This window comes from Vibrio sp. dhg (assembly GCF_003443775.1).
GTDB lineage: Bacteria > Pseudomonadota > Gammaproteobacteria > Enterobacterales > Vibrionaceae > Vibrio > Vibrio natriegens.
On sequence record NZ_CP028944.1, the window covers coordinates 564,851 to 589,323 of the forward strand.

General features: G+C 48.2%; 12 protein-coding genes. 1 reads left to right on the forward strand and 11 read right to left on the reverse strand.

Annotated elements, in window-relative coordinates; all coding sequences use genetic code 11:
- Positions 1-68 precede the first annotated feature (68 nt).
- From catB to DBX26_RS18315, 11 genes are all read right to left on the reverse strand, one after another.
- Positions 69-698, reverse strand: a complete 630-nt coding sequence (catB, locus tag DBX26_RS18260; RefSeq protein WP_065298841.1) for a type B chloramphenicol O-acetyltransferase — start codon at positions 696-698, stop codon at positions 69-71.
- A gap of 181 nt (positions 699-879) precedes the next feature.
- Positions 880-1,356 (reverse strand): PaaI family thioesterase, encoded by a 477-nt coding sequence (locus DBX26_RS18265; protein WP_118120409.1) that lies wholly within the window; start codon positions 1,354-1,356, stop codon positions 880-882.
- Between the two features lie 259 nt (positions 1,357-1,615).
- The gene (locus DBX26_RS18270; RefSeq protein ID WP_118120410.1) at positions 1,616-2,131 is read right to left on the reverse strand and encodes a cytochrome b/b6 domain-containing protein; all 516 of its coding nucleotides are present in this window, start codon (positions 2,129-2,131) and stop codon (positions 1,616-1,618) included.
- A complete protein-coding gene (locus DBX26_RS18275) occupies positions 2,124-2,408 on the reverse strand; it encodes a PepSY domain-containing protein (protein ID WP_118120412.1) in 285 nt (94 codons plus the stop codon). Before DBX26_RS18275 ends, DBX26_RS18270 begins: the two co-directional genes overlap by 8 nt.
- A gap of 302 nt (positions 2,409-2,710) precedes the next feature.
- Positions 2,711-3,475 (reverse strand): malonate transporter subunit MadM, encoded by a 765-nt coding sequence (gene madM / locus DBX26_RS18280; RefSeq protein ID WP_118120414.1) that lies wholly within the window; start codon positions 3,473-3,475, stop codon positions 2,711-2,713.
- Between the two features lie 11 nt (positions 3,476-3,486).
- Complete coding sequence (gene madL, locus DBX26_RS18285) at positions 3,487-3,873, reverse strand: malonate transporter subunit MadL (RefSeq protein WP_014233903.1); 387 nt, start codon at positions 3,871-3,873, stop codon at positions 3,487-3,489.
- A 463-nt stretch (positions 3,874-4,336) separates the two neighbouring features.
- Positions 4,337-17,128 carry a VCBS domain-containing protein gene (locus tag DBX26_RS18290; RefSeq protein ID WP_118120416.1) on the reverse strand — a complete coding sequence of 4,264 codons (12,792 nt, stop codon included), beginning with the start codon at positions 17,126-17,128 and terminating at the stop codon, positions 4,337-4,339.
- A gap of 12 nt (positions 17,129-17,140) precedes the next feature.
- Positions 17,141-18,466, reverse strand: coding sequence for an HlyD family type I secretion periplasmic adaptor subunit (locus DBX26_RS18295; RefSeq protein ID WP_065300979.1), 1,326 nt, complete (start codon positions 18,464-18,466; stop codon positions 17,141-17,143).
- Complete coding sequence (locus DBX26_RS18300) at positions 18,459-20,543, reverse strand: peptidase domain-containing ABC transporter (protein ID WP_118120418.1); 2,085 nt, start codon at positions 20,541-20,543, stop codon at positions 18,459-18,461. Before DBX26_RS18300 ends, DBX26_RS18295 begins: the two co-directional genes overlap by 8 nt.
- A complete protein-coding gene (locus DBX26_RS18305) occupies positions 20,543-22,195 on the reverse strand; it encodes an ABC transporter transmembrane domain-containing protein (protein WP_118120420.1) in 1,653 nt (550 codons plus the stop codon). Before DBX26_RS18305 ends, DBX26_RS18300 begins: the two co-directional genes overlap by 1 nt.
- A 280-nt stretch (positions 22,196-22,475) precedes the next feature.
- Positions 22,476-23,042 carry an SOS response-associated peptidase gene (locus DBX26_RS18315; RefSeq protein ID WP_118120422.1) on the reverse strand — a complete coding sequence of 189 codons (567 nt, stop codon included), beginning with the start codon at positions 23,040-23,042 and terminating at the stop codon, positions 22,476-22,478.
- A 396-nt stretch (positions 23,043-23,438) separates the two neighbouring features.
- On the opposite strand from DBX26_RS18315, the gene DBX26_RS18320 reads away from it, so the two are divergent.
- Positions 23,439-24,464 (forward strand): TRAP transporter substrate-binding protein, encoded by a 1,026-nt coding sequence (locus tag DBX26_RS18320; protein ID WP_118120424.1) that lies wholly within the window; start codon positions 23,439-23,441, stop codon positions 24,462-24,464.
- Positions 24,465-24,473: the final 9 nt, after the last annotated feature.

Here is a 24,473-nt window from a genome sequence, read left to right on the forward strand (position 1 = left end):
ATCCGTCCTGTTATAAAATGATTTTATTGATCACAGCAGCCAACACTTCCTGACGCAGGGCTACTTTTCTACACGCGTATTTCATCAAGCCAATACTGATGAAGGCCTTCTATATCAGCAGAACATAGCAGCGTGATACAACCTTTTAATTGGCTATCTGACCAGTTCCACCACTCCATTTCTAAAAGCATCGCAATTTGCTCAGAAGAGAAGCGGAATTTGATATGTTTCGCGGGGTTAGACCCAACCACTTCATAAGGTGCAACGTCTTTAGTGACAACCGCTCGGCTGGCAATGATTGCACCGTGGCCAATGGTAACACCAGACATGATCATGGCTTCTGAGCCTATCCATACGTCATTTCCCACCACCGTATTTCCCGCACATTGAAAACCATCCACTGCCTCGGCAAAATCTTCATTGTCTTGGTAGAAAAATGGAAAGGTACTTATCCAGTCGTTTCGGTGTCCCTGATTACCTGCCATCATAAAGACAGCACCTGAACCAATAGAACAGAAGCTGCCGATGATTAGCTTATCAACGTCATCTCTGTCAGGACTCAAATAACGCACGCAGTCATCAAAACTATGACCATGGTAGTAGCCTGAATAGTAACTATGACGTCCAGCGATAATATTAGGGTTAGTGATTTGATCTGTTAAAGGGATACCAGAAAATGGAGATTCAAAATAGTTCATGTTTTTGATTTACCTTTAAAATACGTAACACCAGATTAAGGCGCTAGAAACGAATCCATTGTGTCACATCTTTACAAACTACTAAATATTGAGATGTTTACGTAGAAACTTTCCAACCAGCGCGAATCCCGTACATACAGAAATGCTACGTTCTATAGATAAACCCTGTAAATTTCTTTAATCATTTCCCAGAAAACCAGCTATTAGGTACTTGAACCGCAACAACTTTGGCAGTGCAGCAGAGAACACCATCAGAAAAAAGTTCGCAGTTCACTGTCATCTTATTTCCGTTGATTTCTTCTACGATCGCCACCAACTCAACACCTTTATCAATGGGTACTGGCTTAAGGTAACTAACTTCTAATTTCCCTGTCGCGTACCATACTGCTTCACCTGAGCCAATTTCTCGTCCCTGTAACTGATAACCTTTGGCAATTGCGGTGCAGATACAATGGCAATCAATTACTGTAGAAATGATCCCACCATTTAGGAACTGTGTAGGACCTGCACAGTGATGAGCAGACGGAATAAATGTACAAGCGGATTTATTTTCCCCCACCCAATGGCTCTTAATTTGTAAGCCAGACGCATTCTCTGGTCCACAGCCAAAACAGTGGTTATTTGGTATCTGATCTTGAAACGCTTTTCCCTGCTGCATACTTCCTCCTAGAACCGACTCTTATTTATTATCGAAATACTAACTAATCTTTCAGCCAGCATGTCACTTTAACTAAATTTTAACAAGTTTAGCTTCAAAAATTCAAAGGCTTATCAAAAATCAGGCAGGCTCAAATAAAACGGTGGGATCTAACAACAATCTGGTGAGCTGAGTGGAGTAAGGACGTAATCGACTCTAAGAAGAAAAGTACAGAAAGCAACTGAGGAGTGTTGCTTTCTGCGCCTCACTTTAAGACTGGCTATTTTTCTCGCTCGCCAGGAAGCATATTTTGTAAGTAGGAATGGCCAGTAATTCGCGTCATCAAAACCACAGCGCCAACATGAACGCAAACGCACACGAAGGTTAAGTTAACTGCGGTCTCGTGAATTTCTTTAACCCAATCTTCTCCCCAGAACCGGTCTGTTTCCATCAGATACCCTGAGATTCCGATAGCTATCAGCCCTATCCACATGCACCAAATCATTATCGCGCCTGCAGGATTGTGACCATGGTGATCATCAACTCGGGTTTGATACACCTCTTTTAAATGCCCTATCGCTTTAGGAACGGAGGGTAAGAAGGAGGTAAGACGCGCCGGAGGTTTGGCGACACATCCCCATAGTAACCTTAAGACAACGGCTCCAACCGCAATATACCCAACCCACTGGTGTAAAGTGCTACCGTCCTCGGTAATGAAATAGTTTATCAAGAACAAACTAGCCACAAGCCAGTGGGTGAGTTTAACGACTCGATCCCACTGCGTTTTCTTAGTCATCGACTTCCTCTTTTACTATCGTCATATCAACCGGGTTGTAATAGATTTCAACACGCTTACCACTGGTGTCGTAGCCATATAATTCGTAGCATCCTGTATCGGTTTGTTTAAACTTCTTAACTTTATAGCCTTGTGACTCAACCATTTTCTGAGCCGCGTCGAATTGCATCCAGTTATCTGGGCTTTCTTCGGTACATGTTGGGTCAGAAGCATAAGCACCAAAAGAAAGTAGTCCTGCTATTACCATTGTTGAAGTTAAAAATGTTTTACGTTCCATATGATTATTCCTGTTAGTGGTAAGAAAGATTCAAACTCGCCACCAAGATTAATCGCCATAACTTAAGAACCGCTTAAGAATCATTGCATAGAGGAAAAAATTAGCATTCGATTGAAATAGATAACGCTGGCTGGAGAATCGAAGAGGATTAAATGAAGGAAGAAAAAATGGAAGGGAAACAAACGTCATCTACAAGGTAACTGCCCCATACCTTATAGATGAAATCCGTCTTTCACAGATGATGGACAAAACAATGGGTTTATTTTGTTGGTATTGGCGAGCGTTTGAATTATTGCTAGCTATTACGCAACGATACTAACAACAGCGAAGTACAATAGTGACGGACCAAGCAGACAGCCTAAAGCCGTATAAAATGCCGCTGTGATACAACCGTAGGGCACCAGCTTTTCATCAGTAGCAGCTAACCCTGCGGCGACACCGCTAGACGTGCCAATCAGACCGCCAAACACAATCGCAGAGCGAGGTGAATTTAGGCCGATATATGGCGCGATAAAAGGCGTTAGAATCATCACCAGAATTGATTTTACCAAGCCTGCGGCAATAGAGAGCGCCATCACTTCAGAACTTGCGCCAAGAGCAGCACCTGTCACTGGCCCCACAATGTAAGTCACGGCTCCAGCTCCAATCGTCGTAATACTTACCGCATCGGTATATCCGAACGCCATCGCAATGGCGGCACCAGAAATAAAGGACATCACCACACCCAAAATGAGCGCTGTCACGCCAGACATCCCAGATTTCTTGAGTTCATCCAATTTGACGCCAAAGCCAGTAGCAATAATCGCGAAATCACGTAGCATTGCGCCGCCCAATAAACCAATTCCGGATAAGAGTGGAATATCAACAGCTCCTTTTGTTCCCCCACTTATCGCTCCCGAAACGTAAGCTAACGTTAGGCCTAACATAATCGCTATCGCTGAGCCGTGAATTCTTCCTTTGGTCCACTTTTCAGATACCCAGAAAGAGAACCACATCATTAAACCAATGACCGCAAAGCCTACGATTAGCTCATATTTATTTGATACAGTGATAAGAGATTCAAACATTAGCGCCCCACTTATGCTTGTTGATTGTCTAGTTGGGACACTGAACTTGTTCCCATTTTAGTAATAACCGGTACTAACGCAAACCCAACGGCAACAGCCGCAACGCCCGCAGTAATCGCCATCGGTCCACCGGTAATGGCACCAATCACATTTTGCTTAGCTGCCATCGCAACAACGATTGGGATGTAAATCGCGCTCCAGAACGCAACCCCTTGTTCCGTTTTGACATCGATCTTTTTATGTTTCTGAAGATAATCACTCGCAACAATTAAGATCACCATTGCGATACCAACACCCCCAACATTTGAAGGTATGCCAAGTAAAAATCCCAAGACTTGCCCTATCGCCAAGCCCGCGAGTGTACAAAGTGAAAGTAGAGCTACTCCGTAAATGATCATTAAGTCACCTCCAATATGTGATACTTTCGTTTCCAACCTCACCAATTGTTATCACATTGTTAACTCCAATCAATTAACGTATTGCCAAAACTGTTAACCTCAGGGTAATTAATTTTCAGAAAAGTAAGGTGATAATTCAATCAATAAAAACTTAATTAATATATATCAATTAGTTAAATTATGATTTAGTATTGTTCCATGCTATTTGGTTGGCGAGAGTTAAAGACGTTTAAAACAAGAGTTTGTGATCCACAAGAAAGTTTAATCAAACAATTTATTTACATTGAAATGTAAAACGAGGTAACTCATGGAGAGCTCACATAATGCAGCCACTACCATTCCGCCACTGTCTTTAGGTTCTCAAGTATCAAGTCGCCGTGCTTTTAATTACAGGCAGTATGGATGAATTAAATATCAAAAGAGCCGCATATCGCGGCTCTTTTAGTTTCAAGCAGAATTCTTTCTAGATTTGATTGTGCATGTCATTGAGCCCTGAATTTAACAGGTCATCATCACTATGATGATCATGATTATCTGGCGTTTCTTCTAACCCCTTATCATGGGCTTTCGCCAAATCTTTATCATGGTCATGCACTAACGCGTCGGAAAGGTCGGCATCATGATTTGGTACTGGATTTACATCAGATAAGTCATCGACTAACTGAGTACTGCTGTGCAGATAATGATCAAGTTTAGTTTCTGCTGCAGGGGCCACTTCACTCGGTGACAATCCAACCATATTGAGATAATGATCGACAGGACGTGTTTGATCATCGGCTGGTAAAGACTTGTGCAATGAACTATCCGATTGACTAGTGTAATCAGCTCCTGTCACATCATCCGACAGCAAAACGGTAAATTCAGCCACCGGTTCGATATCTGTCCCTACCTCATCATGCTGAGATGCTGGGGGCGCAGGACTAACACCGGATGCAGAGGTCACGGTCATATCAACCAGATGGGTCGATTCCTGATTGTGACCACTATGCCCATGCACGTAGGTAACATCTAAATTGACCTTTACGTCCACATTCGAAGCATGAACATCATGATACACAATCTGGAAGAGGTCATGATGTTCTTCAGAAGAGGTTTGCCCGGCCCAATGTGTACCGCCTGCCGTTTTATCGCCGGGTACTGGAGCGTCACTATAGATATACTCGACATGTCCAGTATCCGGGTCTATCGTCAGTGTTCCGTACTGGCCTTTTAGGCTTGTCATCGTATGGCCTTGACCATCAGATATTGCCCAGCCTCCTCCTTGCTGAGTTGGCATTAACTGCTGTAACAATGGGGGGACAACTAAATCTCCCGATATATGGGAACCGATTCCTCCCCCACCTGTTGGAGTTGGTGGTGTTAGGAATGACATCGAAGGCACAGGGTTCGTTGTATCCGGTATAAATAATGGACTCGTCGAGGAAGCAGAATTACCAGCTTGATCAACCACGGTTGCAACCACGCTATTCAATCCACCGGGAAGAGCACTAATATCTGTCGCATCGACTGTCGTACTCCATTGCTGATTTACAACTGTGGCATGATAGTCTTGTCCGCCCAATGATATGTTAACGATTTGTCCATCTTCAACACCATTTACTGTGCCAGAAACAATAAGATCCTCGTGATGTTCAGTGGGATCCAACATGTTATCTCCACTGAGAAGGTCAATATCTATGGAAGCTGAATCATCAACGCTATATTGATGCGTATCCGTTACGGTGGATTTATTGCCAGCAATATCTTCTGCTGAGACACTGGCGACAATTTCACTATTTGCTCCTAATACTCCTCCCGGAACATCAACGGCAAAACTGTGATTTGTATCGACCACAGCATTGTAGCTAGAGCCTCCAATATCTAATGTCACGACAGAACCGGGAGAGACTTCACTCCCAACTGAACCACCGACCGAGACAACACTACTCAGCTCACTATGATTAAGTACATCATCTGAAGTAATCGGATCAAGCTTGATGGATACCGGAGGGGGCGTTGTGTCGATTTCAATATCCAGAACGCGTGACTGTCCGGTACCACTACCCGAAGGATCAACCGCTGAAGCGACCAACTGATGAGTCGATTCAGGAAGCTGTGGCAATGTAACCTGATAGTGACCACTGCCATCTGACAGTGCATTAGCCACTACAACACCATTTTCAGAAATAGTGACTGCAGAGAACGGTATCGAGGTAGTACCCACAATGGTTGGCGTGTCATCATTTGTGATATGGTCCTGATCAGACACGCCACTATCGCTGGTTACGTCAAGCTGTAGTGTGACTGTATTAGTCAGTGACGGTGTAACAACGTGAGAGTTCGCCACCGTTGTGGTTGGGACTGGCGGTGCGAGTACCTGTGTCTGAATCGTTGGCTGTGTTGTGCCTGCGACTGGAGCAGAAAGCGTACCACTAACATCAAAGGTAAGATATTTAGTCTCCGTACCGCCGTGGTTATCTGAAACTTGAACTTCGAACGTATCTTGACCGCTGTATGTCTGACTGGAGGCTTGGTAAGTCATACCCGTGACTGTTGCATGCTGTGTATACACGTATGCACCAGTCTGAGGGTTTAGTGCTAAGTCCCCAAATAGACCTGAAGGCTGGCTGACGCCAAACGTATGAGTATCTGAGCTGTCTACATCGTTTTCGACGAGTGTTCCCGTAGTCATACCTTGCGTATGAACAGTCAGTGTCGGGACGTCATTTGTCCCAGTCACTATAATAGTCAAATCTTGTGTATCAGTAGCACCCGCATTGTCGGTCACAGTGACCGGAATGGTCAGCGTCTGACTTTGTCCTGCTGGCAACGATTGATAGGCGGCATCCGTTGGGTCAAACACCCAGCTACCGTCAGGGTTGAACGTCAGACCAGATACCGGACTGGCAATCGAATAGCTCAGCGTATCACCCACATCCGGGTCGGTAGCGATGAGTTGGCCGGACGCTTTCTGGCCGTCTTCATCGACAGAAACCGACGCTATCGGGGTCAGCGTTGGCGCATCATTGACATTGTTAACGGTTAAATCAAAGGTGGTCGACACCTGAGCACCGTGACTGTCTGTCGCCGTAACCGTGACTTGATTTCTGCCCACATCACTGTTGGTTGGCGTGCCGCTAAAAATTCCGGTGGATGCATCAAAATGCAGCCAGGTTGGTAGGCTAACGGTAGATAGGGTCAAGGTATCGCCATGGTCAATATCACCAAAGGTGTCAGTTGGCAGTGTGAACTGCAACGCGCTGTCTTCATCGATTTGCTGGCTAGCGATAGAGTGCGCCACGATTGGGGCGTCATTCGTCCCTTCAATCGTCACTCTGATGGTATACGGGGTGCCATCGACACTGGTGACAGTGATGGAGTCTGTTAATGGCTCACCCGCCTCCAGTTGTTGGATAGCGGGCTGAGTATTATCAGCGTGATACTGCCACTGCCCGTCGACACTGAGTGAGAAATGACCATAACCTGAATTACTGGTGACATCCGTGATCGGCGCGAATGCGGCTTCACCGCTGTCTACATCCTGAACCGTTAACTGCCCGTTCGCTTCCAGCTCTCCCGACGCTGAGACCGCCGAGTCTTCTTTCAGCTGCGCTCCAGCACCAGATATGACGGCGCCATCGTTGGTGCCATTCACGGTAATGACTAAGTTCTGAACATCGGTCGCACCTGCGGCGTCTGTCACCGTAATCGGAATGGTCAGTGTCTGACTTTGCCCTGCTGGCAACGATTGATAGGCCGCATCCGTTGGATCAAACACCCAGCTCCCATCTGCATTGAACGTCAGTCCGGATACTGGATTGGCAATTGAATAGCTCAGCGTATCACCCACATCCGGATCGGTAGCAATGAGTTGACCGGACGCTTGCTGGCCGTCCTCGTCGACAGACACCGACGCTATCGGGGTCAGCGTTGGCGCATCATTGACATTGTTGACGGTTAAATCAAAGGTGGTCGACACCTGAGCGCCGTGATCGTCTGTCGCCGTCACCGTGACTGGCGTGCTGCCCACATCGCTGTTGGTTGGTCTGCCACTGAAGGTGCCCGTCGAGGCATCAAAGTGCAGCCAGGTTGGTAACCTACCGGTGGAGAGTGTCAAGGTATCGCCATGGTCAATATCACCAAAGGTGTCACTTGGCAGCGTGAACTGTAACGCGCTGTCTTCATCAACTTGCTGACTGGTAATGGTGTGCGCCACGATTGGGGCGTCGTTCGTCCCTTCAATCGTCACGCTGATGGTGTGCGGGGTGCCATCGACACTGGTGACAGTGATGGAGTCTGTTAATGGCTCACCCGCCGCCAGTTGTTGGATAGCGGGCTGATTATTATCAGCGTGATACTGCCACTGCCCGTTGGCACTGAGTGAGAAATGACCATAACCCGAGTCACTGGTGACATCCGTGATCGGCGTGAATGCGGCTTCACCGCTGTCTACATCCTGAACCGTCAGTTGCCCACTGGCTTGCAACTCACCCGATGCTGAGACCGTCGAGTCTTCTTTCAGCTGCGCTCCAGCGCCAGATATGACTGCGCCATCATTGGTGCCATTCACAGTAATGATTAAGTCCTGAACATCGGTCGCACCCGCCGCATCCGTCACCGTGACAGGGATAGTAAGAGTCTGGTTTTGTCCTGCTGGCAACGATTGATAGGCTGCATCCGTTGGATCAAACACCCAGCTACCGTCAGGATTGAACGTCAGACCGGACACCGGACTGGCAATCGAATAGCTCAGCGTATCGCCGACATCCGGGTCGGTAGCGATGAGTTGACCGGACGCCTGCTGACCGTCTTCGTCAACAGAAACCGACGCTATCTGGGTCATCACCGGTGTATCGTTGGTGTTATTGACGGTGAGGTTAAATTGCGTAGTGACACTCGCCCCTTGCGAGTCCGTGGCAGTCACGCTAATCGGCACACTGCCCACATCGCTGTTGGTTGGCGTACCGCTAAAAGTGCCTGTCGCCGCATCAAAGTGCAGCCAGGTTGGTAGGCTACCGGTAGAGAGAGTCAAGGTATCGCCATGGTCAATATCGCCGAAGGTGTCGCTTGGCAAAGTAAACGGTAAAGCGTTGTCTTCATCGACTTGCTGGCTAGCGATGGAGTGCGTCACGATTGGAGCATCGTTCGTCCCCTCTATCGTCACGCTGATGGTGTGCGTAGTGCCATCGACACTGGTGACGATGATGGAATCCGTTAATGGCTCACCCGCCGCCAATTGTTGGATAGCGGGCTGATTATTATCAGCATGATACTGCCACTGCCCGTCGGCACTGAGTGAGAAATGACCATAACCCGAGTCACTGGTGACATCCGTGATCGGCGTGAATGCGGCTTCACCGCTGTCTACATCCTGAACCGTTAACTGCCCGTTAGCTTCCAGCTCTCCCGACGCTGAGACCGCCGAGTCTTCTTTCAGCTGCGCTCCAGCGCCAGATATGACTGCGCCATCATTGGTACCATTCACGGTAATGACTAAATTCTGCACATCTGTTGCGCCTGCGGCGTCCGTCACCGTGACAGGGATAGTAAGAGTCTGACTTTGCCCTGCTGGCAACGATTGATAGGCTGCATCCGTTGGGTCAAACACCCAGCTACCGTCAGGATTGAACGTCAGACCGGACACCGGATTGGCAATCGAATAGCTCAGCGTATCGCCCACATCCGGATCGGTAGCGATTAGTTGACCAGACCCTTTCTGGCCGTCCTCGTCGACAGAAACCGACGCTATCGGGGTCAGCGTTGGCGCATCATTGACATTGTTGACGGTCAAATCAAAGGTAGTCGACACCTGAGCACCGTGATTGTCTGTCGCCGTCACCGTGACTAGCGTACTGCCCACATCGCTGTTGGTTGGCGTGCCGCTGAAAGTGCCCGTCGAGGCATCAAAATGCAGCCACATCGGTAGGCTACCGGTGGACAGGGTCAGCGTATCGCCAATGTCGATATCGTTGAACGTATCTGATGGCACAGTAAAACTGAACGCGCTATCTTCATTGATTTGATGATTTACTACGCTGTGCGCCACGATTGGGGCGTCATTCGTCCCCTCTATCATCACGCTGATAGTGTGCGTGGTCCCGTCCACACTGGTGACGGTGATGGAATCCTTTAATGGCTCACCCGCCGCCAGTTGTTGGATAGCGGGCTGATTATTATCAGCGTGATACTGCCACTGCCCGTCGGCACTGAGTGAGAAATGACCATAACCCGAATCACTGGTGATATCGGTGATCGGCGTGAATGAGGCTTCACCGCTGTCTACATCCTGAACCGTCAGTTGCCCACTGGCTTGCAACTCACCCGATGCTGAGGCCGCCGAGTCTTCTTTCAGCTGCGCTCCAGCACCAGATATGACTGCGCCATCATTGGTGCCATTCACGGTAATGACTAAGTTCTGAACATCGGTCGCACCAGCCGTATCCATCACCGTGACAGGGATAGTAAGAGTCTGGCTTTGTCCTGCTGGCAACGATTGATAGGCGGCATCCGTTGGATCAAACACCCAGCTACCGTCAGGATTGAACGTCAGGCCGGATACCGGATTGGCAATTGAATAGCTCAATGTATCGCCCACATCCGGGTCAGTGGCGATAAGTTGACCGGACACTTTCTGGCCGTCTTCATCGACAGAAACCGACGCTATCGGGGTCATCACCGGTGCATCGTTGGTGTTATTGACGGTGAGGTTAAATTGCGTGGTGACACTCGCCCCTTGCGAGTCCGTGGCAGTCACGCTAATCGGGACGCTGCCCACATCGCTGTTGGTTGGCGTACCGCTAAAAGTGCCTGTCGCCGCATCAAAGTGCAGCCAGGTTGGTAGGCTACCGGTAGAGAGAGTCAAGGTATCGCCATGGTCAATATCACCAAAGGTGTCAGTTGGCAGCGTGAACTGTAACGCGCTGTCTTCATCTATTTGCTGATTTACTACGCTGTGCGCCACGATTGGGGCGTCGTTCGTCCCCTCTATCGTCACGCTGATGGTATGCGGGGTGCCATCCACACTGGTGACAGTGATGGAGTCTGTTAATGGCTCACCCGCTGCCAGTTGTTGGATAGCGGGCTGATTATTATCAGCGTGGTACTGCCACTGCCCGTCGGCACTGAGTGAGAAATGACCATAACCCGAGTCACTGGTGACATCCGTGATCGGCGTGAATGCGGCTTCACCGCTGTCTACATCCTGAACCGTTAACTGCCCGTTCGCTTCCAGCTCTCCCGACGCTGAGACCGCCGAGTCTTCTTTCAGCTGCGCTCCAGCGCCAGATATGACTGCGCCATCATTGGTACCATTCACGGTAATGACCAAGTCCTGAACATCGGTCGCACCTGCCGCATCCGTCACCGTAATCGGAATGGTCAGTGTCTGACTTTGCCCTGCTGGCAACGATTGATAGGCCGCATCCGTTGGATCAAACACCCAGCTACCGTCAGGATTGAACGTCAGACCGGACACCGGACTGGCAATCGAATAGCTCAGCGTATCGCCGACATCCGGGTCGGTAGCGATGAGTTGACCGGACGCTTTCTGGCCGTCTTCATCGACAGAAACCGACGCTATCGGAGTCATCACCGGAACATCGTTGGTGTTATTGACGGTGAGGTTAAATTGCGTAGTGACTCTCGCCCCTTGCGAGTCCGTGCCAGTCACGCTAATCGGCACACTGCCCACATCACTGTTGGTTGGCGTGCCGCTAAAAGTTCCGGTGGATGCATCAAAATGCAGCCACGTCGGTAAGCTACCTGTGGAGAGCGTCAAGGTATCGCCATGGTCAATATCACCAAAGGTGTCAGTTGGCAGCGTGAACTGTAAAGCGCTGTCTTCATCAACTTGCTGGCTAGCGATAGAGTGCGCCACGATTGGGGTGTCGTTCGTCCCTTCAATTGTCACGCTGATGGTGTGCGTAGTGCCATCGACACTGGTGACAGTGATGGAGTCTGTTAATGGCTCACCCGCTGCCAGTTGTTGGATAGCGGGCTGATTATTATCAGCGTGATACTGCCACTGCCCGTCAGCACTAAGTGAGAAATGACCATAACCCGAATCACTGGTGACATCCGTGATCGGCGTGAATGAAGCCTCACCGCTATCCACATCCTGAACCGTTAACTGCCCGTTCGCTTCCAGCTCACCCGACGCTGAGACTGCGGAGTCTTCTTTCAGTTGAGCTCCAGCGCCAGATATGACTGCGCCATCATTGGTACCATTCACGGTAATGACCAAGTCCTGAACATCGGTCGCACCAGCCGAATCCGTCACCGTGACCGGAATAGTCAGCGTCTGACTTTGCCCTGCTGGCAACGATTGATAGGCTGCATCCGTTGGATCAAACACCCAGCTACCGTCAGGATTGAACGTCAGACCAGAGACCGGATTGGCAATTGAATAGCTCAGCGTATCGCCTGCATCCGGGTCAGTAGCAATAAGTTGGCCGGACGCTTTCTGGCCGTCCTCGTCGACAGACACCGACGCTATCGGGGTCATCACCGGTGCATCGTTGGTGTTATTGACGGTGAGGTTAAATTGCGTGGTGACACTCGCCCCTTGCGAGTCCGTGGCAGTCACGCTAATCGGGACGCTGCCCACATCGCTGTTGGTTGGCGTACCGCTAAAGGTACCTGTCGACGCATCAAAATGCAGCCACGTCGGTAGGCTACCGGTGGAGAGGGTCAATGTGTCACCATGGTCAATATCACCAAAGGAGTCACTTGGCAGCGTGAACTGTAACGCGCTGTCTTCATCTATTTGCTGATTTACTACGCTGTGTGCCACGATTGGGGCGTCATTCGTCCCCGCAATCGTCACGCTGATGGTATGCGGGGTACCATCGACACTGGTAACAGTGATGGAATCTGTTAATGGCTCACCCGCCGCCAGTTGTTGGATAGCGGGCTGATTATTATCAGCGTGATACTGCCACTGCCCGTCAGCACTAAGTGAGAAATGACCATAACCCGAATCACTGGTGACATCCGTGATCGGCGTGAATGAAGCCTCACCGCTATCCACGTCCTGAACCGTTAACCGCCCGTTCGCTTCCAGATCACCCGACGCTGAGACCGCAGAGTCTTCTTTTAGCTGCGCTCCAACGCCAGATATGACGGCGCCATCGTTGGTGCCATTCACGGTAATGACTAAGTTCTGAACATCCGTCGCGCCTGCCGTATCTGTCACTGTAACCGGGATGGTCAATGTCTGACTTTGCCCTGCTGGCAACGATTGATAGGCCGCATCCGTTGGATCAAACACCCAGCTGCCATCCGGGTTGAACGTCAGACCGGACACCGGATTGGCAATCGAATAGCTCAGCGTATCGGCCACGTCCGGATCGGTAGCAATGAGTTGACCAGACGCTTGCTGGCCGTCTTCATCGACAGAAACAGACGCTATCGGGGTTAGGGTTGGCGCGTCATTGACATTGTTGACAGTTAAATCAAAGGTGGTCGACACCTGAGCACCGTGATCGTCTGTCGCCGTCACCGTGACGTGCGTGCTGCCCACATCGCTGTTGGTTGGCGTACCGCTAAAAGTGCCTGTCGCCGCATCAAAGTGCAGCCAGGTTGGTAATGTGCCAGTTGACAGTGTCATCGTGTCGCCAATGTCGATATCGTTGAACGTATCTGATGGCACAGTAAAACTGAACGCGCTGTCTTCATCGACTTGCTGGCTAGCCATAGAGTGCGCCACGATTGGGGCGTCATTCGTCCCTTCAATCGTCACTCTGATGGTGTGCGGGGTGCCATCCACACTGGTGACGGTGATGGAATCCGTTAATGGCTCACCCGCTGCCAATTGTTGGATCGCGGGCTGATTATTATCAGCGTGATACTGCCACTGCCCGTCAGCACTGAGTGAGAAATGACCATAACCTAAATCACTGGTGACATCCGTGATCGGTGTGAACGCGGCTTCACCGCTATCCACATCCTGAGCTGTCAATTGTCCACTGGCTTGCAGCTCACCCGACGCTGAGACCGCCGTGTCTTCTTTCAGCTGCGCTCCAGCGCCAGATATGACTGCGCCATCATTGGTACCATTCACGATAATGACCAAGTCCTGAACATCCGTCGCGCCTGCCGTATCTGTCACCGTGACCGGAATAGTCAGCGTCTGACTTTGCCCTGCTGGCAACGATTGATAGGCCGCATCCGTTGGGTCAAACACCCAGCTCCCATCTGCATTGAACGTCAGACCGGACACCGGACTGGCAATCGAATAGATCAGCGTATCGCCCCCATCCGGGTCAGTCGCGATAAGTTGACCGGACGCTTTCTGGCCGTCCTCGTCGACAGAAACAGACGCGATCGGGGTCATCACCGGTGCATCGTTGGTGTTATTGACGGTGAGGTTAAATTGCGTGGTGACACTCGCCCCTTGCGAGTCCGTGGCAGTCACGCTAATCGGGACACTGCCCACATCGCTGTTGGTTGGTGTGCCATTGAACGTTCCGGTTGATGCATCAAAATGCAGCCAGGTTGGTAGGCTACCGGTGGAGAGCATCAAGGTATCGCCATGGTCAATATCGCCAAAGGTGTCAGTTGGCAGCGTGAACTGGAACGCGCTGTCTTCATCAACTTGCTGACTGGTGATGGTGTGCGCCACGATTGGGGCGTCATTCGTCCCTTCAATCGTCACGCTGATGGTGTGCGGGGTGCCATCGACACTGGTGACGGTGATGGAGTCTGTTAATGGCTCACCCGCCGCCAGTTGTTGGATAGCGGGCTGATTATTATCAGCGTGATACTGCCACTGCCCGTCGGCACTGAGTGAGAAATGACCATAACCCGAATCACTGGCGACATCCGTGATCGGCGTAAACGCCGCTTCCCCGCTGTCCACATCCTGAATCGTCAGTTGTCCACTGGCTTCCAGCTCTCCCGACGCTGAGACCGCCGAGTCTTCTTTCAGCTGTGCTCCAGAACCAGATATGACTGCGCCATCATTGGTCCCTGTCACAGTGATTGTTAGGTTTTGTATGTCCGTCGCGCCCGCATTATCGATGACCGATACGGGGATAGTCAGTGTCTCAGTTTGCCCCTGAGCCAGGTGCTGATACGCGCTGTGGCTTGGGTCGAATGACCAACTGCCATCCGCATTGAGGATAAAGCCATCCACTTGTCCGGCTGAGAAATGCAATTGGTCTCCGGTATCAGCATCACTGGCGTGAATTTGTCCTTGAGCTGTTTTGCCATCCTCATCTACATCGACAGTAGAAGTTGAGGAAATGATCGGAGCATGGTTGACGTTACTGTCCGGTTGATTAGGAACATTGGAACCGTGTGCGAATGTTGGCGTTACCGTGTTTGGTGCTTGGGTCGTTGGATTTCCTCCACCGACTTGTTGCGTAGTGGTGTGTGACACTGCTGAAGCTTCGTCAGTGCCTTGAATATTAACCTGTATTTCGCGGCTAGTTCCATCCAACGTTTTAACCGTAAAGGTTTCTGTTAACTGTTGGCCTTCGTTCAATCCCTGAACTTTCGAATCTTGATTATTGAGCACGTAATGCCACAAACCATCACTATCAATATTGAATACACCGTACTGGCCTTGTGTGTTTGGCTGCTCGACAAACCCAGATTGCCCGGCATCTGTATCAATAACATCTAATTTACCTTGATAGTCAGTGATAACATCTTCTTTCAGTGTGCCAGTCGTTACGCCACTGATCACCGCTTTGTCATTGGTTCCAGACACCGTGATGGAAATAGCTTGTGAAGTTCCATCAATCGTATGGACGTATAAAACTTCTTTGAGCTGTTCTCCACCCTTTAAACTTTGTATCGTGGCGTTGTTATTATCAGCGGTATAAACCCAATGTCCGTGAGCATCAATATCAATTTGACCATACTTACCCGTTAGTATTTCAGGGGTAAATGCATTCTCACCAGAGTCAGGATCGATAACAGACAACTGCCCCTGAGCCTCTAAATGTCCGGAAGGTGATACAAGATCTTCTGTAACCGAGCCGGTAAAAATACCTGATACTGTCGCACTCTGATTCGTTCCATGTACCGATATCGTCACTGTTTGCTCCACTGGTACACCGGAAGAGTCTGTCGCCGTGACTAAAAAGGTTTCTGTCGCTACTTGCCTATCAGTAAGCGCCGCTGTTGAAGGAGCCTTATTATCAAGCTGATAACGCCATTCACCACTACTTGCATCAATATACAGTTCACCGAAGCTGCCCTTTGGTTGAACGACACACCACGTCACACTGTCACCATGGTCAGGATCAACGGCTATCAATTGACCGACCGCTTCATCTATCACGCCATGCTCATTTACGCTGCCACTATGAACCCCAGAGATCACTGGTCGGTCATTACTGCCATCTACTTCGACGCTAATTACCGTTGAAAGTGTTTTGCCATGGTTATCTGTTGCGACAACAACAAACTGTTCCGTCTTATGCTCACCTTCTGCAAGCGCATTGGTTGAAGCCAATTGGTTATCAAGGTGATACACCCACTCTCCACTGTGGCTATCCAGAGTTAATTCACCATAATGGCCACCCTTGTTTTCCACTGACCAGATAACAGACTGACTACCATCACCACTTGTTGTTAATTGTCCAGCAACTTGATCCTGACTGGTGTCTTCTTTTACCACAGCGTGGCGCATCGAAGAGACTATGTGTAAAGGATGAGAAGTACTTTCGAGTTGTTCCGAATGATTTTGCGAAGAAGTGGTGGTTGTGGGGTGTGAGAGTGCGTCAATATCATTCGTATGGTGCTCTGCTAAATGTTTAAACACGGGTAAAAGAGCAGGAGCAATTATTTTGGACACACCCGATATATTTGACAATGGCGTGTAGGTACCCGAATCAGTATGAGAAGAGGCTGCCACCAAATGATGGCCACCTCGGTGATCTTGTGTGCTTTGGGGTTTCTCATTCTCACCCGTATCATCGCTCACTTCGGCGCGAGTTTTCGCCATCTTTTCAGAGGGTGACACTGAAGTTTGAGAAGGCTCAGTGTCAGAGACTGGAAGGACTTCTGACTCTTTGTCCCCTTCTCCTTGCTGATGCTCCGTATGAGCTAAACCACTCGCGGTATGCCATGATTTATCTGCAACCAAATCTTTATTGAAACCACGCTCTGAGCCAGAACGACGAAACTCTTTAGCGCGAAGTTTAGCTACTTGACTGTCTTGTTCCTGAGCTCTCTTTTTCGCTTTGGCTTCACGCTTTTTCTGCTCTTCGCTCTTAGACTCCGATTTGGTGTCTTGCGAAGGGGGTGTTTTGTTGTCCTTACTCATAACTCACCTCTATTAGCGTTCGCCAAAAGCTTCTCTCATGTTGGTAAATACGGGCTTCCATAAATATTGGAAGATGGTTTTTTCTCCGGTGACGATGTCAGCTTCGCCAGTCATACCTGGTAATAAGTTTAGCTTGCCTGGCTCTGCGCCAAAGTATGGCTTCTCAATCGCAATCCGGACTTTGTAGTAAACCCCACCTTTTTCATCGGCGTCAGTGGTCGGCGAAATCCGTTCAACAACCCCATCTATGGCGCCATAGCGGCTGTAGTCAAACGCATCGATTTTGATTTTGGCTGGTTGCCCTACCGTCACAAAGCCAATATCTCGAGGTGACAACTTAGCTTCCAGTAAGGCAGTTGGAGTCGTCGGCACCACCACGGCTACTGTGCCTCCCGGCTGGATTACACTCCCAGATGACGTATTGGGTATCGACTGAATAATGCCATCAACCGGAGACATCACCGTATCTTGCTGGATTTGCAGATCGGAAGATTTCAATCTCGCAGTCACACCAATTAACTCCGAATGCGCATCTGCACGCTTTTCACCCACTTCTTTAAACAGCGTCGCTTCCCGTTGCTCAAATTGACGGCGCTGGTTATCAATGTTCCTCTCCAGCACCGTTCTCCTGCCTTCGAGACTTTTTAACTCACGTAAATATGCATCCAATTTCTGCTGGGTTTCCGAGATGGTCAATTTCGATACAGCCTGAACGCCTCTCGGTGAGTTCATTAAACGCAATGATTCACGGGATGAGTTGATCTGGTCTTGAAGCGGAGGGATTTCCAAATCGATGCTCGACAGTTCTGCGTTCGATTTCGCAATCTCGGACTCAGATAACTGCATAATCGCTTCACGCTCTTTGTTCATCCTCGCCAGACTTTTCTGGTGTTGCTCGACTAATGCAGGGTACGTCAATTCATAAGAGGAAAAATCCGCTGGTCGCCCTTCGATAAAAGCGTTGTACCGTTCGATTCGTAACTGAAGGTTAGCTTGTTGACCGAGTAGCTCTTCTTCTACTGCTTGGCTGTCGACCGACACAAAACTCGCGATCACATCGCCCTTGCTGACCAAGTCGCCTTCAGTAACTAAAACCGATGCCAATGTTCCTCCTGACTGGCTTTGAATGACCTGCTTGTGACCCAAAGGAACAACTTGTCCTTTTGCCTTGGCGATTTCTTCTATGTCGGCAAACACTGACCAAAGCAAGACTAAAAATACCGAACCAACAACAAACCACATCACCTGTTTAATCAGGCGTTTTTCCATTGGCGCTTCGATGGCTTCTGTAAATTCATGTTCTGGTAAGTAACGATTCGACAGTTGCTTATCATCCATGCTGTGCTACCCCTGCAGTTACCTGTTCTGATTGTTGTGACGGTTCAGCTTGCTTAATAATTGGTCCGCAATACACCAAACTGCCTTTGTCTAAAATGATCACTTTGTCTGCGAGTTCGATCAGTTCTTTGTCATGACTGCTAAACAAAATTGTTGCGTGTCCTCGACGCTTCATCAATGTCTGTTTAAACGCTCTTTTTGCATACGGGTTTCGATTGGCAATAGGTTCATCCAACACTAAAAAAGGTGAATTTTTCAGCAGTGCGACGGCAAGCCCGACGTAGGAGCTTTCAACCGCAGAAAAGACATTTTCACCACGATGGAATATCTCGGTATCAATATCATCTCCGATAGCTTGCAAGAGCGAGGTCGCCCCTGCGGCATGTAAGGCTTCTCGAATTTCATCATCAGATGCGTCTGGATTCGCGACCCTGAGGTTTTGGGCTAATGAACCGGGGATAATATCTGCGTGAGTTGGACTATAGGCTGCCCAACGACGAAGCGCTTCTGGGTCATACTGTTTGGTGTTTTTGCCGTTGATAGACACATAACCCACCTGACCTTCCAGAACACCGAGTGCCGATAGTAAGAGAGAAGTTTTACCGCAACCATTCGGGCCGATGACAGCCACCAGCTCACCAGGTTCTACATCGAATGTTACCCCTGACAACGCAGGTTCACTTTCCGCACCGTATCGCAAAGTCACATGCTTAAATGAAACCGAAGGAGGCTGATGTGTTTCCGGAGACTCAAGCCTCAACGAATGAAACTCTGTTGGAACCTCCATCAAACGATCAAACTGTGCGATAGTGCCTTTGACCATGGCAAACTTCTGGCGCGAGGCAAACGCCAACTGAGCAGGTCCGGTAACACGCCAAATCAGCATAGTGGTCGCGATCAAAGCACCTGGCGACATCTGCTGATTCAACACCAGAAAAATACCCGTAAATACAGATACCAATACGGTAGTCAGCCCCATCCCATGCGCTACGGCGCTATTTAATCCGTTACGTTTAGAGTAGAGAAAGTTTTGCTGGCTGTTCTCTTTGGCTCTACGCATGAAATGCTGATACCAACCTTGGGATTCGCCCGCTATTTTCAGATTAAGAATACACTGTGATATTTCGTTGAAGCTACCTTGATAATCACTGCTAATCGTTGGCGAGGCTGCTTTTACATACCGCTCTAACCCTTTTAAAATAAAATAGAAAATCATCAACATCGCGATAGGAACAAGCACTAACCAACCACTCAATAATGTGATGGCTAGCAGTGGTATCAACGTGAACGGCAAATCCACCAGACCTGATCCAGAAGGGCCAGAAATAACCTTACGCACATTTTCTGAATTCCGAATACGGCTAATGTGACTGGCCAACCCTACTCGGCTCAATACCGCCAGTGGCATGCTTAATAATCGGTTAAAAGTTAACGCAGATAAATCTCTTGCAAACCGATTACTCACCCCGGCGATCAATCGAGCACGGAAAAATCGGCTGCCGACCATAATGATCAATGCCAACACCGCACCGAAAGCAATGTTGGGTAGAATCTGCGGTGCATGACCACCGATAACGCGATCATAAACAGCCATAGTAAATAGAGGAATGGCTAAACCCGTTATCCCAGACAAAAGACTTAACCAGAAAATAGGACGATACCATTTCACTTTCTTACGAAAATGAGACAGAAAACGCTGAGTTTTGTTTCCTTCCATCGGTAACGCATTAACGATAAACACAAAGCCACTTTCCGGCTCTCCATCCAGATTGTGCCATTGCTTATTTTCTCCAAGCTTTTGCCACTGATTTTGACGCCAGCGAACAATCTCAGCACTGCCCGAGTCATTTACCCAAATAAAGGGATAAACCGAGTCTTTTAATTTTGTCGCAATGCAAGAGTGAACGGTGACATCCAGTTGGTGCTTTTTGAATAAAACGTAGGTATCTAAATAGCTAAGATCATTGGCCACATGACCTTTTTGTATGCTCCTGGCTTGCGCGTGCAGTCCAAGTTGATCAAAAAACGTTGCCATCACCGGCTTCATTCCGATTATTGAACGATCTTCTATCGACATTAGCTCTCTCCCGTAACTTGCTTTGACGACAACCGACCTTCAATCGATAGACTAATTTGACTGTCGCTGAGCGCTATCACTTCGTCAAAATAGGACGCAATGATGATCGTCATGTCTCCTCGCTTTTCATTGAGTAATGACAACAATCTTGACTGTGAATCAGCATCAATCGATACCATGGGTTCATCCAGTAAGAGAATAGAAGGCTTCTGAGACAGTGCCCGAATCAAAGAAATAAGCTTAATCGCCCCTTTATTCAGGCTAGCGTTATCATGCCGCCCTACTGGCGTTTGAAAGCCGTAAGGAAGTTGGCTGATAGTGTCAGACAGTCCCAACCGATCGGCCAACTCCATCGCATAAGGTTCACTTTCATGACGAAAGAAAGTCATGTTTTCCAACACGGTCCCATGAAACAGCGTTCCCCATGGCGCGACATAACTAACTGACTGACGAAATTCGAACTCATCGTGCTCGTAAAGTGGTACACCTGCGATCGCTATAGTTCCTTGCTCTGGCTGATGGTAAGCGCCCAGTGAGCTTAACAACAAACTGGCATAGCTCATGGGGTTAGAATTAACAACGGTGATGGAGCCTGAAGGGATATTCAAGTTAATGTCGGAAAGTGACGCGCCAACTTTACTCACACTTACGTTAGTAAATGATATTGGCCCCGATGGCAGTTTGCTCTGATATACGGTTTGCGCGGTAAATTGCTCTTGAGGTGCATTGATTAAATCTTCAATGTCCTGACTGGCTGCGCGTGCCGTCACTAATTTAGCTCGCAGACTACCCAAAGCACTGAGTGGTGCGACCGATCTCCCAGCCAAGATCGAGCATGCCGCCAAACCACCGGTGGTCATTTGGCCATCCAATACCGCCAAACACCCGACAATAACAAGCGCTAACGTTGTGCCTAACGAGGCACCTTGAATTAGCTCTTGAAGTTTCGCCGCTTGCCAGTCAACCTCGTTTTGTTTTTTCAGATTCTCGTGGTTAACGTCTTTATATCGGTATGTCATGCGTGCTTCTAACGCGAGCGCTTTTACCGTTGCCACGCCTGACAGGACCAAAACGAGAATGCGCGTGCGTTCACTTTCTGTGACTGCGAGTTCCTGAGTTACCTCCAATAACTTGTTACTTACTCGCCAAACCCATAACCCTGCGATACACCACACCACGACAGGAACCAGAACCACCCAGCCGCCGATATAAGCAATAAGCGCCAAAAATATTAAGGTGAAGGGAATATCCATAAAGGCTATCGCAGCCTGCCCTGAATAGAGATCACGCACGCTAGAGACACTTTTTAGGCCGCTTAATATTTTTCCAGAACCCAACGACTGCAAATATTGGTAATCGGCTTTTAGCAATCGCGTTATCAGTTTTGCAGTGACATCAAACTCGTAGTTGGCAGCCGCAGAAGCAAGAAACCAACTTCTGACATAGCGCAATATCACCTCGAGAAGAATCGCAACCGCAACACCCAACAACAACACATTTGCTGTACCATACGCTTCATTCGGTAAGATCCTGTCGTAGATTTGCAGCATGCTGAAAGGCAACGCAAGAGACAGCAGGTTAATAAAGATTGAAGAAAAAAGTAATTCGTTGAAGTTCTTATTCTTTGTCAAAGACTGAATCTGTGCTCGCATCAACTAAGCCCCGGCTTCCATATATTTAAGTCATTATTTTCATCCTTTGATATTAGACAACGATGAAAGTCACTGCATATATTCTGAGATTCTTTTTGCCAGATGAGACTTTGCCAGCACATATTTTGGCGTATTTGGCTTTAATGGCGTAGAAGGGTCGGGGTTTACTTCAAAGATCATTAAATCATCGCGCTTGGAATAACCAACAGCACAACAAGTCAATTTTATTAAATTCAACAACGGTAAATGCCAAGCGTTTGGCATCACCTTTTAAACAAAACTAGTCTGCATTTTTGATCGTCAACGTTTCATTAAATTGATTATCTAACAGCTTATATACGCTTTTGCCTTCTCCGCTTATCCAGTTCAAGACTTCATTATTAGGAATTAACAAAGGCATGCGGTGATGAAATTCGCTGCATTGTTTATTTGGCTCTGTTGTTAATGTGACCAGATCTTTAGCCTCATTCAAGGCGATGCCAGCCATGTATAAAACATCACTCTCGCCTGGGCTGAACAGATATTTGACCTTTTTCCCATTCTCTTCTTGCCACTCATACCAACCTGAACACGGAACCACCACTCGGTTAAACTCGAATGCATGAGCAAATGTGGCCTTGACCGCCACCGTTTCAGCTTTGGCATTTATGATCAGGTTATTCGCCCAGTCGGGTTGTATTCCCCAAGGTAAATCGAGCTGTTGAAGTTCTCCGTGTACAGCGCCAACCGTAGAAACAATCTGTGTCGGTCTTAGGTCTTTATTGGTCTCCGTTTTAAAACTGATACCTAGCTGCTCGGAAACAATTCGACAAAGCGGTTCGTTGATCACATTTAACCTGCCACACATATCACACTCCTAAGAAACACCTATGTAACACAAATTATAGTTACTTTCTGACTCAAGCATTTTTCATGTATTAACATAACCAATAATCAGGAGTTAATACCTAAAACATGACTATGAAACATGAATTATATCAATCATCTAACCCCTATAACTTTTAATTTCTAGCCCGAAAATTCCCTCTAATTAAAGTCACAGAATTTCAAAATTTGAATAGCCTTTTCCTTTTTCTAACTAACGTCATGGCGAATCAAGTGTTAACTTAACCTTAACATCTTACATAAGGTAAAAACCTCTGACGGGTAAAAGTTGACGATTTTATTCAGCCCCAAGAAAAAGAATAGCCTGACTAAAAGAGCGCTTTACGAAAACACTCTACTAACAATTGGACGTTTAAGTATGAATACGATTATTAAAAAGACTGCTGCCACTGCATTGTCATCACTTCTGCTAGCTTCACCTGCTTTCGCCGCAGATGTTACATTGCGATTCGGACACTTTTGGCCTTCAGTATCTGATATTCATAAAGAGATTTATCAAAAGTGGGCTGACACCGTTGAAGCCGATTCTAATGGCCGTATCAACGTAGAGTTATATCCGTCTTCTACTCTAGCCAAGCCACCAGCACAATATGATGCCGTTAAACACCGTATCTTAGATATGACAGCAACAGTGCAAGGTTACTCAGCAAACCGCTTTCCTTTGACTCAAATCGTTGAGCTACCAGGGGTGGTACAAAACGCAACTCAAGGCTCTTGTGTGATTCAAAAGCTATACGAAGAAGGTGCGTTTGCAAATGAATACAAGGATTCAAAACCACTGTTCCTATTTACCCACGGTGCGGGCTTACTGCACGTAAAAGGAAAAAATATTGAGCAGCCTAGCGACTTAGAAGGCCTTCGCATTCGTCGTCCAACTGCCGTCATCGGTGGCTTACTAGAAGAGCTTGGTGCACTACCTGTCGGTATGCCTGCGCCGCAATCTTATCAATCGCTTCAACGTGGTGTGATTGATGGTGTTGCTCTACCTTGGGAAGGCGTGAAGAGCTTCAGAATTAACGAGCTGGCAGAAAACCACACTGAAGTGGGTGGGTTGTACTCGCTAGCCTTCATCGTGACGATGAATAGCGATGTCTACAACTCTCTTGATGATGAGCTTAAAGCGGTTATCGACAAAAACTCAGGTGCCGCTTGGTCGAACATTGCGGCACAAGTATTTGATGATCTTGATAACAAAGGCTTTGAAGAAGCGAAAGCAGCGGGTCACACAATCAACCGTATTGATGCATCAAACAACCAAACAACCTGGCAACCAATCTTCGACAAAGTGATCGAAAACTACTTGTCGGACTTGGAATCGAAAGGCCTAGCCGCACGTGATGTTTACAAGCGAGCAATGGAACTGTCGCAAGACTGTAGTAACTAACCGCTGCCT